The following is a 13,894-nucleotide window of genomic DNA, read 5'->3' on the forward strand; positions in this document are numbered from 1 at the left end:
ACCGCAAGCCCCCTTCACACTTCACACTTCACACTTCACACTTCACACTTCACACTTCACACTTCACACTTCACACTTAACACTTAACATTCCCGCCTTCCCCTCCGCTCCTCTACCCCTCTCTCCCTCTCCCCCTCTCCCCCCTCCCCCTTGACCTCACATCAATTTTCCTTTATATTCGCGTCACCTAATTTAGATATAACGGAGACACGCATGGGTCGCACCCTCGCACAGTTCAGCATGCACAAGCGCCGATGGGTCTTTGCCGGCGTGGCGCTGTTGGCCGTCATTCTCGGGCTGATGATGCCGAGGATCACCATCGACACCGATCCGGAAAACATGCTCAGTGCCGACCAGGCCGACCGGGTCGAGCACAATCGCATCAAGGAGCTGTTCGATCTCTACGACATGATCGTGGTCGGCGTGGTCAATCGTGATCATCCCCAGGGCATCTACAACCCAGATTCGCTAGGCGCCCTGTTCGAGCTGACCCGCTTTGTCGAGGACATCGATGGCGTCATCACCCGCGACATCATGGCCCTGCCCACCGTCGACAACGTCGAGCAGGTCACGCCGGGCACGATCAGCTTCGAGCGCATGATGGAGCGTGCACCGGCCGACCAGGCCGAGGCCGACGCCATTCGCACCGCCGTCGAACGCCTGCCCATGTTCCACGGCACGCTGGTGTCCGAGGACGGTCATGCCGCCGGCATCTACGTGCCCATCGTCGACAAGAACGAAAGCCACCGCATCGCCACGGCCATCGAGGAGTTCGCCGCCGGGCTGGATTCCGGCGACGAGTTCCATGTCACCGGTCAGCCGGTGGCGCAGGATACTTTCGGCGTGGAGATGTTCCAGCAAATGGCCATCTCCGCCCCGCTGGCCGGACTGCTGATCTTCCTGATCATGGTCTACTTCTTCCGCTCGGTGCCGCTGGTGGTCGCGCCCATGGTGCTGGCCATGGTCACGGTGATTGCCACCATGGGCCTGCTGATCGGGCTGGGCTTCACCGTGCACATCATGAGCTCGATGATCCCGATCTTTTTGATGCCGATCGCGGTGGTCGCCTCGGTGCACGTGCTGTCGGGCTTCACCGACCGCTACCGCCTCGGCGACGATGTCAACGAGGTCATGGGCGAGGTCATGCAAAGCCTCTACAAGCCGGTGATCTTCACCGCGCTGACCACCACCGTCGGCTTTGCCTCGCTCACGCTCACCCCGATTCCGCCGGTTCAGGTCTTCGGTGCCTTTGTCGCCGTGGGCGTGCTGCTGGCCATGGTGCTGACGCTGACCTTCATCCCGGCCTACATTGCCGCGCTGCCGCAGAAGACCATCGATCGCATGGTTTCCCGGGTCAAGGCGCACGAGGCCGAGGGCAAGGGCGCCGACTGCAAGCTGTGTGACTTCATGTCGGCCACCGGTCGCTTCGCCGTCGGCCGTGCGAAACCGCTGCTGCTGCTGTTTGTCGGCGTGCTGGTCGTGGCCGTCTTCGGCATCACCCAGATCCAGATCAACGACAACCCGACGCGCTGGTTCAAGGAAAGCCACCGCATTCGCATCGCCGATCATGTACTCAACGAGCATTTCGCCGGCACCTACGAGGCCTACCTGGTGCTCGAGCAGACCGAGGGTCGCGAGCTCGAGGCCCTGCTGGACGATCGCGCCAACCCGATTCTCGAACAAGCTCGCGCGGCCGGCTTCGATATCGCCGACGAGTGGCGTGCGCTGATCGATGAAGCACAGGCAGCAGATGCCACCGCCACCCTGGACAACCTCACCTTCGCGCTCGACGATCGGGTGTTCGATGCCGACTTCGACGAAGCCGAATGGTGGGAAGCGCTGATGGAAGCGGCCGAACGGGTCCAGTCCGAGGCGCTGTATTTCCAGACGCCCGAGGCGCTGGAATACATGGTCGCGCTGCAGGATCACCTGGCAGCGGGTGGCCATGTCGGCAAGTCCAATTCGCTGGCCGACCTGGTGCGCACCATCAACCGCGAACTGGTCAGTGGCGAGCCGGAAGACTACCGGATCCCGACCAGCCCCGCCGGCGTGGCCCAGGCCATCCTGAGCTTCCAGTCCTCGCATCGCCCGCACGACCTGTGGCACTTCGTCTCGACCGACTACAGTCAGGCCTCGATCTGGCTGCAGCTGTCGTCCGGCGACAACCAGGACATGCAGCGCGTGCTCGATGCCGTCGATGACTTCATCGAGACCAACCCACTGCCCGAGGGCGTGGAGATGACCTGGGGCGGCAGCACCTATATCAACCTGGTGTGGCAGAATGAAATGGTCGCCGGCATGCTGTTCGCCCTGCTCTCGGCCTTTGCCATCGTGCTGGTGATGATGGTCTTCCTGTTCCGCTCGGTCGTCTTCGGCGTGCTGGCGGTGCTGCCGCTGACCTTCACCATTGCGCTGATCTACGGCGTCATGGGACTGGTCGGCAAGGACTACGACATGCCGGTGGCCGTGCTCTCCTCGCTGAGCCTGGGCCTGAGCGTGGATTTCGCCATTCACTTCATCCAGCGCATGCGCGCCCATTTTGCCGATCACGGCAGCTGGCGCGGCGCCCTGGAATACGTGTTCGAGGAACCGGCACGCGCGATCACCCGCAACGCGGTGGTGATCTCGCTGGGCTTCCTGCCCCTGCTGGCCGCGGCCCTGATGCCGTATATCACCGTGGGCATCTTCCTGGCCTCGATCATGGCCGCCTCGGCCATCGTCACCCTGCTGATGCTGCCGGCCATCCTGTCGAGCGTGCCGAAGTTGTTCTTTGGCAGCAAAACGACATGAGCAATATGCACCACAGAGGCACAGAGTTTTTTATTAATGGAACCGGACGGTTCTGGAGGAAATGGAAATGAAGACATTTAGCCAAATTGCTGTTGCCGGCCTGATGCTTGTTGGCATGGGCGCGGTTTCGGCCGACACGCCGGATGTGATGGAGATTGTCGAGCGGGCCAACCAGGCGTCGTATTACGCCGGTGAGGACGGCCGCTCGGAGGCGCGCATGCGCATCATCGACGGGCGCGGACGCGAGCAGGTGCGTCAGTTCACGCTGCTGAGAAGAAACGGCGAGGACGGTCGCCAGGACTACCTGGTGGTGTTCTCCCGGCCCGCGGACGTGCGCGGCACCGTGTTCCTGGTCGACAAGAACCCCGGCGGCGACGATGACCGCTGGCTGTACCTGCCGGGCCTGGACCTGGTCCGCCGCATCGCCCCGGGCGACAAGCGCACCAGCTTCGTGGGCTCGCACATGTATTACGAGGACGTCTCCGGACGTCACCTCGAAGACGATGAACACGAACTCATCGAAACCACCGACGAGCACTACGTGATCCGCTCGACTCCGAAAGATCCCGGCAGCGTGGAGTTCGCCGCCTTCAATACCTGGGTCGATCGCGAGACCTGGCTGCCGATGAAGGCCGAGTACGAGCGTGACGACGGCGAGATCTATCGCCGCATGGAAGTGCTGGAAGTCGAGGAAATCGACGGCTATCCCACCGGCACGCGCATGCGCATGGACGACCTGGACGAAGGCGGCCACACCCTGGTCGAGTTCCGCTTCAGCCGCTACGACCTGGGCATCCCGGCCGACGTATTCAGCGAACGCTCGCTCAGGAACCCGCCGCGCCGCTGGTTGCAAAGGGACTAAGGAAGGTTTCAGGGGTCAGGGTTCAGGTTTCAGGAAAAACCTGGCCGGAGCCCGCCCTGAACCCTGAAACCTGAACCCTGAAACCTCCTGGCCAAAAGGAAAGGAAATGCTCAAATTCAGCAAACAAACCATGCTAATGGCAGCGCTTCTGGCCATGGCAGTGCCCGGCCAGGCCGACGACTGGGACGACGATCCCTGGGACGACGATGTCTCGGCCTTCGAGTGGTATGGCTTCATCGAAGGCGCGGCCGGGCATCGGCTGCAGTCCAACCCGGTCATCGGCGACGACTTTTCGCTTGGCGAACTGCGTCTGCAGCTCGAAGGCCGCTACGAGGGCGATGTCGCCACCTGGCGCATGAAGCTCGACGGCATTGCCGATGGCGTGACCGACGAGTTCGACGCCGATTTGCGCGAGGCCATGGTCAGCTTTCCCTTCGGCGAGCGCACCGACGTGCGGCTCGGCCGCCAGGTGCTGACCTGGGGCACGGGCGACCTGGTGTTTCTCAACGACCTGTTTCCCAAGGACTGGGAATCCTTTCTCATCGGCCGCGACGACGACTACCTGAAAGGCACCAGCGACGCGGCCCGGATCAGCTGGTACGGCGAGCGCATCAATCTCGAAACCGTCATCACGCCGCTGTTCGAGCCCGATCGTTTCCCGGACGGACAACGCCTGTCCTACTTCGATCCCATGCAGGGCGACATCGTCGGCGCCCCGCCGCGGCTTCGGGGCGTCAAGCCACCGCGTACCGCCGAGAATGCCGAGCTGGCCCTGCGCCTGCACGGCCGCGCCGGCGCACAGGAATGGGCGCTTTACGGCTACCGGGGCTTCTTCCCGCAGCCCAGCGCCTTCGACCCCGAGAGCGGTCAATTCACTTTTGCGCCGATGAACGCCGTTGGCGGCAGCCTGCGCGGCCCGCTGGCCGGCGGCCTGTACAACCTGGAAACGTCCTACTACGACTCGCGCGACAACCGTGATGGCGACAACTCACTGCTACCCAACTCCGAAATTCGTTTCCTGGCCGGATTCGAGCGCGAGATGGTCACCAACTTCACCATGGGCGCGCAGTACTACCTCGAGTGGTTGCAGGATTACAGCGCCATGCGCCGGAACTGGCCCATGGATCCGGCAACCCTGCCTGAGGAGCGCCGTCACCTGGCCACCGTGCGCCTGACCTGGCGCATGATGCGCGACAACCTGATCGTCAGTCTCATGAACTTCTACTCGCCGTCCGATGACGACTACTTCATCCGCCCGACCGTGCAATACCGGCATACCGACCAGTTGCAGTTCAATGCCGGCATCAACCTGTTCGGCGGCAGCGAGGCGTCGACGTTCTACGGCCAGTTCGAGGAAAACAGCAGCATATTCGTTCGCCTGCGCTACAGCTTCTGAATGCCGATGACAACGCAATCCAGCCCCCAGACTGCCTCCCGCGATCTCCCGCAAGACGCGATGACCCGCGAACGGGCCTCCCGCGCGGCGGCCATGTTGCGGGCGCTGGGCAACCCCAACCGGCTGATGGTGCTGTGCAGTCTGGTCGAGGGGGAACAGTCGGTCGGCGCGCTCAACGAACGCGTCCCCCTGAGCCAGTCCGCCCTGTCGCAGCACCTGGCCAAGCTGCGCGAGGAAGGCCTGGTCGCCACCCGGCGCGAATCGCAGACCATCTATTACCGTATCTCCGATCCGGTGGTCTACGAGTTGATCGAAACCCTGTACGGTCGCTATTGCGCCCGGGAAGAGGGATAGAAGGGAGAGGGCAGAGGGGCAACAACCTGGAAACCTCCTTCTCCTCTTCTCCTCTCCCCCTCTACCCCGTCAAACCTTCAACTCCTTGACTACACATTAGCACTCACGTATATTAGTGCTAACTACTTCAACAGGAGCCACCCATGAACATCGACCGCATCATTTTCGCCTTTGCCGGCCTGATGATCCTGCTCAGCCTGGCACTCTCGCAGTTGCACAGCGTGCATTGGCTGTGGCTGACCGCGTTTGTCGGTCTCAACATGTTCCAGGCTGCATTCACCGGCTTCTGCCCGCTGGCCAAGGTGCTGGCGAAACTGGGGCGCAAGCCGGGACCGGCATTCAGTAGCTGAGGCTCGGAACCCTGGCAAGAATTCCACCCCACCTGCATACCCGCAAGGAGAAGACATGAAGAGATTCACCGCGATACTGATCGGCCTGACCCTGGCCGTGCTGCTATCGGCCAATGCCCAGGCCGACCAGCATGGTGACGACAAGCGTCTGTTCGTATCCGTGACCGGCAGCGCCGCCCAGGATCGCGCCATGCCGCTGGTGCTGGCCAACCAGGCACTGGATCAGGGCGCACAAGTGCGCGTGCTGCTGTGCGGCGCCGGCGGCGAGATTGCCGTGGCCGATCACGAGCTTGACGCCCTGGCCCCTCGCGGCCTCACCCCGCGCGATCTGCTCAACCGGTTGATCCAGCACGAGGTCACCGTCGAGGTCTGCGCCATCTTTTTGCCGAATACCGACTACACCGAGGATGACCTGATCGACGGTGTCGGTGTTGCCAACCCCGGCGACGTGGCCGCCTGGATGATGGCACCGGGCACACGGCTGTTCAGCAACTAGCGGGAAATCCGATCAGCCAGCCTGGATCCGACAAAAGATGCGACGGTCCTGAGAATTTCGAGTATCAATTCGCCGTCAGCGACAGGCTTGCGAAAAAAAGCAGCGATCAGCCCGATGATTCTCCCATCGGGCGATCGCAAAGGCACGCCCGCGTAGCCGGAAAGGCCAAGATCGACCAGCATCCGGTCTTTCGGAAAGCGACGTTGCACATCATGGGTGACGACACAATCTCTGCCACCAACCACGATTTCACAGGGTGTGTTTCGACAGTCGTAACAGAAATCGTTGATGGGCTGACCATCCATCAGCAGTGCCCTTGCCTGCACACAATTCTGATCCTCCGGGTCGATCACCAGCACAGCCGCTCCGCTGGCACCCAGTACTTGGGCAACCCGCCCGGTCAACCCGTAAAACCCCAGGGACTCGAACCCATCTGACTGAATTTCCTTCAGAACCCTGCTGATCGATCGAATCTCCTGCCGCATGCCTTGATGTCCTGAATGAACGGCGACCATAGTCTGCTGTGACCCTTGCGACAGCAGCCTTGACTGAATGCGCACTCATTGTGCCGTGGCCTCTTCGCTGCGTCCAGCCATTCGGACAACACCACTTTCCATACGCAAGCGAATGCAACGGGCCGGGAATTGAGGGTAAAATACCGGGCTGACTTCGGGAGGATTGCTCAGTCACCCCGGAGCATTCGCAGCCCGGTCCGGTACCCGCACCGGGGATGTCAGACATATCAGCCAATCAGGGTCGACGCTTCGGAGATCGGCCCGCAACGCTTGCGCCATTTCGATCCGCAAGCCCTGGAGGAGTCTCAATGAATCTTTTCGAAACCATCCACTCGACCGAGCACGAGCAGGTCATCTTCTGCCACAACAAGGAAGCCGGCCTGAAGGGCATCATTGCCATTCACGACACCACACTCGGTCCCGCTCTGGGTGGCATGCGGATGTGGCCCTATGCCACCGAGCAGGAAGCCCTTGACGATGTGCTGCGGCTGTCACGCGGCATGACCTACAAGGCCTCTGTTGCCGGCCTCAACCTCGGCGGCGGCAAGGCCGTGATCATCGGCGACCCGCGCAAGGACAAGTCCGAAGCCCTGTTCCGTGCCTTTGGCCGCTTCATCGATTCCCTGCATGGCCGCTACATCACCGCGGAAGACGTCGGCATTGACGTCAACGACATGGAGTACGTGTTCCAGGAAACCGATAACGCCGTCGGCGTACACCAGGTGCATGGCGGATCCGGCGACCCCTCACCATTTACCGCATTCGGCACGCTGCAGGGCATTCGTGCCAGTCTGCAAAAGCAGTTCGGCGACGAGCGGATTGGGGATTACAGCTTTGCCGTTCAGGGTGTCGGCCATGTCGGCCTCGAACTGGTCAAGCTGCTGCGCAACGAAGGCGCCAAGGTGTTTGTCTGTGACATCAATGAAGAATCGGTTCAGACCGCCGTCGACCTGGGCTGTGAGGCCGTTGGCACCGAGGACATTTATGACGTCGATGCCGATGTGTTCTCGCCGACCGCGCTGGGCGCGGTGGTCAACGAACAGACCCTGCCTCGCTTCAAGTTCAAGATCGTTTGTGGCGCGGCTAATAACCAGCTTGCTACCGAGGAATGCGGCGACGAACTGGAAAAGCGCGGCATCATCTATGCGCCCGACTACGCGGTCAACGCTGGCGGTCTGATGAATGTCTCCATCGAGTTCGAAGGCTACAATCGCGAACGCGCCAAGCGCATGACCCGGGCCATTTACTACAACGTCTCGAAGATCTTCCAGATCGCCGAGCGGGATGGCATCCCCACCTGGAAGGCAGCCGATCGCATGGCCGCCGAGCGAATTGCCACGGTCGGCAAACTCAAGCTGCCGTTCATGGGGCGTCCGCACCGCTTCCCGGGCCGCGAACGCGGAAACCATTAAGGGGGTGAAAGGTAAAGGGTGAAAGGTGAAAGGGACGGGGCCTAGCCCCGTTCCCTGGCCTTGACACTATCGACAACAATCCGCGGTCTTGCAACAGGACAATGCATCATGAAGCTTTCCGAAGATATCGAGCTGCTGCGTGAGACGACCCGGCGCTTTGCCGAGGAGGCGATCGCGCCGCGTGCCGAGGAGATCGACCAGTCCAACGAGTTCCCGCAGGAGCTGTGGGCCGAGCTGGGCGAGATGGGCTTGCTGGGCATTACCATCCCGGCCGAATATGGCGGCTCGGACATGGGGTACCTGGCCCACCTGGTCGCCATGGAGGAGATTTCCCGGGCTTCGGCCTCGGTGGGGCTGTCCTATGGCGCCCATTCCAACCTGTGTCTAGACAATCTGTGTCGCAACGGCAGCGAGGAGCAGCGTCAAAAGTACGTGCCCAAGCTGGTCTCGGGCGAATGGAAGGGTGCCCTGGCCATGAGCGAGCCCGGTGCCGGTTCCGACGTGGTCGGCTCGATGGCCTGCCGGGCCGAGAAGAAGGGTGATGCATGGGTCGCCAACGGCTCGAAGATGTGGATCACCAACGGCCCGGAGTGCGATCTCGCCCTGGTCTACATGCGCACTGCAGGCAAGGATGCCGGCAGCCGCTGCATGACTGCCTTTCTGGTGGAAAAGGACATGCCGGGCTTCCGCAAGGCGCAAAAGCTCGACAAACTGGGCATGCGCGGCTCCAACACCTGTGAGCTGGTGTTCGAGGACTGCGAGATCCCCCAGGAGAACGTACTCGGCGAGGTCAACGAAGGCGTAAAGATCCTGATGTCAGGCCTCAACTCCGAACGCCTGGTGCTCTCCGGCGGGCCCATCGGCATCATGCAGGCGGCCATGGACCAGGTGCTGCCTTACATACGCGAACGCAAGCAGTTCGGTCGCACGTTGTCGGACTTCGGTCTGATGCAGGCCAAGGTCGGCGACCTCTACACCGCCCTGCAATCCTCGCGCGGCTTTGCCTACAGCGTTGCCGCCGACTACGACGCCGGCGAGCGCTCGCGCATCGACCCGGCCGCCTGCCTGCTGCATTCCTCGACCAGCGCCGTCCAGGTGGCCCTGGAAGCCATCCAGGCACTGGGCGGCAACGGCTACATCAACGAATACCCCACCGGCCGCCTGCTCAGGGACGCCAAACTCTACGACATCGGCGCCGGCACCAACGAAATCCGCCGCATGCTGATCGGGCGGGAGTTGGCTGAGGGGCGCGCTTAGCGCGCCCCGGTGAAAGGTGAAAGGTGAAAGGTGAAAGGTGAAAGGTGAAAGGTGAAAGGTGAAAGGTGAAAGGTGAAAGGTGAAAGGTGAAAGGTGAAAGGTAGGGATCTGCAGTGCTTTTAGCTGTTTACGGGTGGCCCATGGCCGGACCTCGTCGTTGGCCACCCAAGCAAAGAACGCAAACAGTCACCCCTCCTTTTACCTTTTACCTTTTACCTTTCACCTCCCCCGTCTACCCTTGACGACTTGTCACAGGGCTGGAGCGTCTGACGCATGACTCCCAACCAAATCACCATCGTCGTCATTCTCGTCGTCACCATGGCGATGTTCATCTGGGGGCGCTGGCGGCATGACATGGTGGCCGCCGGTGCGCTTCTGGCCTGTGTGTTCTTCGGGCTGGTGCCGGGCGCCGAGGCCTTTGAAGGCTTTGGGCACCCTGCGGTCATCACCGTGGCCTGCATCCTGATTCTCAGCCGGGGGCTGCAGACCTCCGGCGCGGTCGATATCCTTACCGATCGCCTGTTGCCCGCCCATGCCAGCGCCTGGGTCAGCACTATCGCTCTGGTCATCCTGGCCGGGGTGCTTTCGGCCTTCATGAACAATGTCGGCGCGCTGGCCCTGCTCATGCCGGTGGCCATCATGATGGCGCAGCGGCATGGCCTGGCGCCCGGGCAGGTGCTGATGCCGCTGGCTTTCGGCTCCATCCTCGGCGGCATGACCACCCTGATCGGCACTCCGCCTAACCTGATCGTTTCAGGATTTCGCGCCGAAGCCGGACTGGACTCGTTTGCCATGTTCGACTTCACCCCGGTGGGGATCGTCGTGGCCGCCGCCGGCATCGCCTTCGTTCTGACCGCGGGCCGCTGGCTGATTCCCGTGCGCAAGCGTGCCGATGTCGAGGATTTCGATACCGGCGCGTACCTCACCGAGGTCAGAGTCCCTCCCGAATCCCGCGCCGTGGGCATGACGGTGAACCGAGCCGAGCAGGCCATCGAGGATTCGGAGTCTCAGATCGTGGCCCTGATCCGCGGCGAGCATCGCATGGATGCGCCGCGCGGCAACCGCAAGATCCGCGCCGACGACCTGCTGGTCATCGAGGCCGAACCGCGCTCGCTGGTGAGTGCGCTCAATAGTCTTGGCATGCGTCTGGAAGAGGACAAGCCGAAAACGGCCCCGGTTACTTCCGCCGCAGCCGATGACTTGATGAAAAGCCCGCCCGCGAATGACAACAAGGATGAGGAAGAAAGCCAGCAGCAAGAAGACGGCAACGGAGAGGACGTCCAGGGAAAAGAGCGAAACTCGGAAGAAATCGCCTTGCTCGAGGTTGTCGTTCTGCCAACCTCCAGCATTATCGGCCGTTCGGCTCGCGCCCTGCGCCTGCGCACACATCACGGCATCAATCTCCTGGCTGTCTCCCGGCAGGGCAGCCGAACGGTCGCCCGATTGCGGACGCTGCGCTTTCGGCCCAGCGACGTGCTGCTGGTGCAGGGGCCACTCGACACGCTGCAGGAGTGGGCCGTCAACAGCGGCTGTGTGCCGCTGGCCGACCGGTCCCTGCGACTGCCACGCCGCCGCGAGGCGGCCATTGCCGGCATCATCATGCTGGCCGCGGTTGTCGGTGCCGCCTTCGGTCTGTTGCCGGCCGCCATTACCTTTGCCGCCGGCGTGGTCGCGGCCATGGCCACGCGCGTGGTGCCCCCGCGCAAGGTCTATGAAGCCGTGGATTGGCCGGTCATCGTACTGCTCGGTGCGCTCATCCCGGTCGCCGGCGCCATGGAGACCACCGGAACGGCAGACCTGCTTGCGGGCTTGCTGCTCGACCATGCAGCCGCGGGCAGCGCCATCATCGCCATTGCCCTGCTGTTGATCGTGACCATGACCCTGTCGGACTTCATGAACAACGCGGCCACGGCCGCGGTCATGTGCCCGATCGCCATCAGCGCCGCACGCAGTCTGGAAGCCAGCCCCGACCCATTCCTGATGGCCGTCGCAGTCGGCGCCTCCTGCGCCTTCCTCACCCCCATCGGCCACCAGAACAACACCCTCATACTCGGCCCCGGCGGCTTCCGCTTCGGCGACTACTGGCGCCTGGGCCTGCCGCTGGAAGTCATCGTCGTGGCCGTGGGTGTGCCGATGATATTGCTGGTCTGGCCGTTGTGAGGGCGGTGAAAGGTGAAAGGTAAGAGGTGAAAGGTAAAAGGTAAGAGGCAGGGGGGCAGTGGTTATAGCTGTTTACGGGTGGCCGATGGCCGGGACCTCGTCGTCGGCCAACCGAGCAAAAGAAGGCAAACAGCCATCCCTCCTTTCACCTTTCACCTTTCACCTTTCACCTTTTACCTTTCTCCTTCATGCGATAATGCCCGGCTGGACTCAAACCACGGAATTTCGCCCCATGACCGAATCCATCGTCATTGTTTCCGCTCGCCGTACCGCCATCGGCTCGTTCCAGGGGCAGTTTGCTCCGGTCAAGTCGCCCGAGCTGGGTGCAGCCGCCATTCGAGCTGCCGTCGCCGATGCCGGAGTCTCCGGCGAAGACGTCTCCGAAGTGATCATGGGCTGTGTGCTGCCAGCCGGGGTCGGCCAGGCACCGGCACGTCAGGCGACATTGGGCGCCGACCTGCCTACCAGCACAGGCTGCACCACCATCAACAAGGTCTGTGGCTCGGGCATGAAGGCGGTCATGCAGGGGCATGACGCCCTGCTGGCCGGTTCAGCGGATGTCGTCGTGGCCGGTGGCATGGAATCGATGACCAATGCGCCTTTCATGGCTGATCGTGGCCTGCGCATGGGGCACGCCAAGTTCCTCGATCATATGTTCTTCGACGGCCTTCAGAACCCCTACGACGGGCAGATGATGGGTCAGTTCGGCGAGCAATGCGTGGCCAAGTACGGTTTCACCCGCGAAGAGCAGGATGATTTCTCGAAGGCATCGATCGAACGCGCCATGACCGCGCTCGACAACGGCGCCTTCAGCGATGAAATCGCGCCGGTAACCGTGCGAACCCGCAAGGGTGAAGTCGAAATCACCAGCGATGAAGAACCGGCCAAGTGCAATATCGAGAAAATGCCCAAACTACGCCCGGCATTCGCCAAGGACGGCACCATCACCGCGGCCAGTTCGTCGAAGATTTCCGATGGCGCTGCCGCCATGGTGCTGATGCGCGCCTCCGAAACCGACAGTCGCAACATCCAGCCGCTGGCACGCATTGTCGCCCACGCCACCCATTCGCAGGAACCGGAGTGGTTTACCACCGCCCCGGTCGGTGCTATCTCAAAGGTGCTGGACAAGGCCAGCTGGCAAGCTTCGGATGTCGATCTGTTCGAAATCAACGAGGCTTTCGCCACCGTTACCATGGCGGCGATGAAGGAACTCGACCTGCCGCATGAAAAGGTCAATGTCAACGGCGGCGCCTGCGCACTCGGCCACCCCATTGGCGCCAGCGGCGCACGTATTCTCGTTACCCTGATTCATGCGCTGAAGTCGCGTGGTGGCAAGCGCGGCGTTGCCAGCCTGTGCATTGGCGGCGGCGAAGCAACCGCCATTGCCATCGAGCTGACCTGAAGGCCATGACCGATCACGTCACCATAGTCGAGGTCGGACCACGCGACGGACTTCAGAACGAGCCTTACACGATCCCGACCGAGGTCAAGGTCGAGTTGATCCAGCGTCTGGCCGGCTGCGGCCTGGGCGTGGTCGAGGCCACGAGTTTCGTCGCTGCTCCGGCCATTCCGCAACTGGCCGATGCCGAAGAGGTCTTTGGCAGGATCGAGCGTCGCCAGGGAGCACGCTATCCGGTGCTGGTACCCAACCTCAAGGGCTACGAGCGTGCGCGTGCCGTAGGTGTGGAGGAGATCGCGGTGTTCACGGCCGCCTCCGAGGCCTTCAATCGCAAGAACATCAACTGTTCGATTGCCGAGTCGCTGGAGCGTTTCGCCCCCGTGCTCGAGCAGGCCAGGTCTGACCGGGTGCGTGTGCGCGGATACGTCTCCACCGTGCTTGGCTGCCCCTACCAGGGCGAAGTGCCTGTCGGCGAGGTCGTGCGCGTGGCCGAAGCACTGCACGCGGCCGGTTGTGCCGAGATATCTCTGGGCGATACCATCGGCGTGGGCACGCCAGTAAAGGCCCGGGCGATGTTGCAGGCAGTGGCTGAATCGATTCCTGTCGATCAGCTGGCGGTTCATTTTCACGACACCTACGGACAGGCGCTGGCCAATATCTTTGCCTGTCTCGAGGATGGCGTGAGGGTGGTAGATTCCTCGGTGGCCGGGCTGGGCGGTTGCCCGTATGCCCGCGGCGCCACGGGGAACGTTGCCACCGAGGATGTTGTCTTCATGCTCGACGGCATGGGGATGAACTCCGGGGTCGATCTCGAATCACTGGCCCGAACCGGCGACTGGATTGCCGGCGAACTTGGTCGGCCACGCTCACGCGCGGGACAGGCCATACTCAAACGCAACTGAG

Annotated in this window: 12 protein-coding genes; 11 read left to right on the forward strand and 1 reads right to left on the reverse strand. The window is 62.4% G+C overall.

Annotated elements, in window-relative coordinates:
* The first annotated feature begins 213 nt into the window (after positions 1-213).
* From IC757_RS10150 to IC757_RS10175, 6 genes are all read left to right on the forward strand, one after another.
* A complete protein-coding gene (locus IC757_RS10150; RefSeq protein ID WP_190974207.1) occupies positions 214-2,790 on the forward strand; it encodes an efflux RND transporter permease subunit in 2,577 nt (858 codons plus the stop codon).
* Between the two features lie 67 nt (positions 2,791-2,857).
* Positions 2,858-3,652, forward strand: coding sequence for an outer membrane lipoprotein-sorting protein (locus IC757_RS10155; protein ID WP_223846091.1), 795 nt, complete (start codon positions 2,858-2,860; stop codon positions 3,650-3,652).
* 106 nt (positions 3,653-3,758) lie between these two features.
* Positions 3,759-5,048, forward strand: coding sequence for a hypothetical protein (locus tag IC757_RS10160; RefSeq protein ID WP_190974209.1), 1,290 nt, complete (start codon positions 3,759-3,761; stop codon positions 5,046-5,048).
* Positions 5,049-5,108: 60 nt separating this feature from the next.
* Positions 5,109-5,402 (forward strand): ArsR/SmtB family transcription factor, encoded by a 294-nt coding sequence (locus IC757_RS10165; protein WP_190974210.1) that lies wholly within the window; start codon positions 5,109-5,111, stop codon positions 5,400-5,402.
* 143 nt (positions 5,403-5,545) lie between these two features.
* On the forward strand, positions 5,546-5,752 hold the full coding sequence (locus tag IC757_RS10170; RefSeq protein WP_190974211.1) for a DUF2892 domain-containing protein: 207 nt from the start codon (positions 5,546-5,548) through the stop codon (positions 5,750-5,752).
* A 55-nt stretch (positions 5,753-5,807) separates the two neighbouring features.
* Complete coding sequence (locus IC757_RS10175; protein WP_190974212.1) at positions 5,808-6,248, forward strand: DsrE family protein; 441 nt, start codon at positions 5,808-5,810, stop codon at positions 6,246-6,248.
* On the opposite strand, the gene IC757_RS10180 is transcribed toward IC757_RS10175, so the two are convergent.
* Positions 6,245-6,733, reverse strand: coding sequence for a GAF domain-containing protein (locus IC757_RS10180; RefSeq protein WP_190974213.1), 489 nt, complete (start codon positions 6,731-6,733; stop codon positions 6,245-6,247). The genes IC757_RS10175 and IC757_RS10180 overlap by 4 nt on opposite strands.
* 338 nt (positions 6,734-7,071) lie before the next feature.
* Here IC757_RS10180 and IC757_RS10185 point away from each other — a divergent pair, with 338 nt between their 5' ends.
* The 5 genes from IC757_RS10185 to IC757_RS10205 all read left to right on the forward strand — a co-directional run bounded on the left by IC757_RS10185 (position 7,072) and on the right by IC757_RS10205 (position 13,893).
* Positions 7,072-8,175 carry a Glu/Leu/Phe/Val dehydrogenase gene (locus tag IC757_RS10185; protein ID WP_190974214.1) on the forward strand — a complete coding sequence of 368 codons (1,104 nt, stop codon included), beginning with the start codon at positions 7,072-7,074 and terminating at the stop codon, positions 8,173-8,175.
* A gap of 108 nt (positions 8,176-8,283) precedes the next feature.
* On the forward strand, positions 8,284-9,432 hold the full coding sequence (locus IC757_RS10190; RefSeq protein ID WP_190974215.1) for an isovaleryl-CoA dehydrogenase: 1,149 nt from the start codon (positions 8,284-8,286) through the stop codon (positions 9,430-9,432).
* 273 nt (positions 9,433-9,705) lie between these two features.
* Positions 9,706-11,592 (forward strand): SLC13 family permease, encoded by a 1,887-nt coding sequence (locus IC757_RS10195; RefSeq protein WP_190974216.1) that lies wholly within the window; start codon positions 9,706-9,708, stop codon positions 11,590-11,592.
* Between the two features lie 232 nt (positions 11,593-11,824).
* Positions 11,825-12,994 carry an acetyl-CoA C-acyltransferase gene (locus IC757_RS10200; RefSeq protein ID WP_190974217.1) on the forward strand — a complete coding sequence of 390 codons (1,170 nt, stop codon included), beginning with the start codon at positions 11,825-11,827 and terminating at the stop codon, positions 12,992-12,994.
* 5 nt (positions 12,995-12,999) lie between these two features.
* Complete coding sequence (locus IC757_RS10205) at positions 13,000-13,893, forward strand: hydroxymethylglutaryl-CoA lyase (RefSeq protein WP_190974218.1); 894 nt, start codon at positions 13,000-13,002, stop codon at positions 13,891-13,893.
* Position 13,894 lies beyond the last annotated feature (1 nt).

Source organism: Wenzhouxiangella sp. AB-CW3, assembly GCF_014725735.1.
Taxonomy (GTDB): Bacteria; Pseudomonadota; Gammaproteobacteria; order Xanthomonadales; family Wenzhouxiangellaceae; genus Wenzhouxiangella.

Excerpts from the sequence above, each read along its gene's own strand:
- IC757_RS10150 (WP_190974207.1), top strand. The coding sequence starts at position 214 with ATGGGTCGCACCCTCGCACAGTTCAGCATGCACAAGCGCCGATGGGTC.
- IC757_RS10155 (WP_223846091.1), top strand. The coding sequence starts at position 2,858 with ATGAAGACATTTAGCCAAATTGCTGTTGCCGGCCTGATGCTTGTTGGC.
- IC757_RS10160 (WP_190974209.1), top strand. The coding sequence starts at position 3,759 with ATGCTCAAATTCAGCAAACAAACCATGCTAATGGCAGCGCTTCTGGCC.
- IC757_RS10165 (WP_190974210.1), top strand. The coding sequence starts at position 5,109 with ATGACCCGCGAACGGGCCTCCCGCGCGGCGGCCATGTTGCGGGCGCTG.
- IC757_RS10170 (WP_190974211.1), top strand. The coding sequence starts at position 5,546 with ATGAACATCGACCGCATCATTTTCGCCTTTGCCGGCCTGATGATCCTG.
- IC757_RS10175 (WP_190974212.1), top strand. The coding sequence starts at position 5,808 with ATGAAGAGATTCACCGCGATACTGATCGGCCTGACCCTGGCCGTGCTG.
- IC757_RS10180 (WP_190974213.1), bottom strand. The coding sequence starts at position 6,733 with ATGCGGCAGGAGATTCGATCGATCAGCAGGGTTCTGAAGGAAATTCAG.
- IC757_RS10185 (WP_190974214.1), top strand. The coding sequence starts at position 7,072 with ATGAATCTTTTCGAAACCATCCACTCGACCGAGCACGAGCAGGTCATC.
- IC757_RS10190 (WP_190974215.1), top strand. The coding sequence starts at position 8,284 with ATGAAGCTTTCCGAAGATATCGAGCTGCTGCGTGAGACGACCCGGCGC.
- IC757_RS10195 (WP_190974216.1), top strand. The coding sequence starts at position 9,706 with ATGACTCCCAACCAAATCACCATCGTCGTCATTCTCGTCGTCACCATG.
- IC757_RS10200 (WP_190974217.1), top strand. The coding sequence starts at position 11,825 with ATGACCGAATCCATCGTCATTGTTTCCGCTCGCCGTACCGCCATCGGC.
- IC757_RS10205 (WP_190974218.1), top strand. The coding sequence starts at position 13,000 with ATGACCGATCACGTCACCATAGTCGAGGTCGGACCACGCGACGGACTT.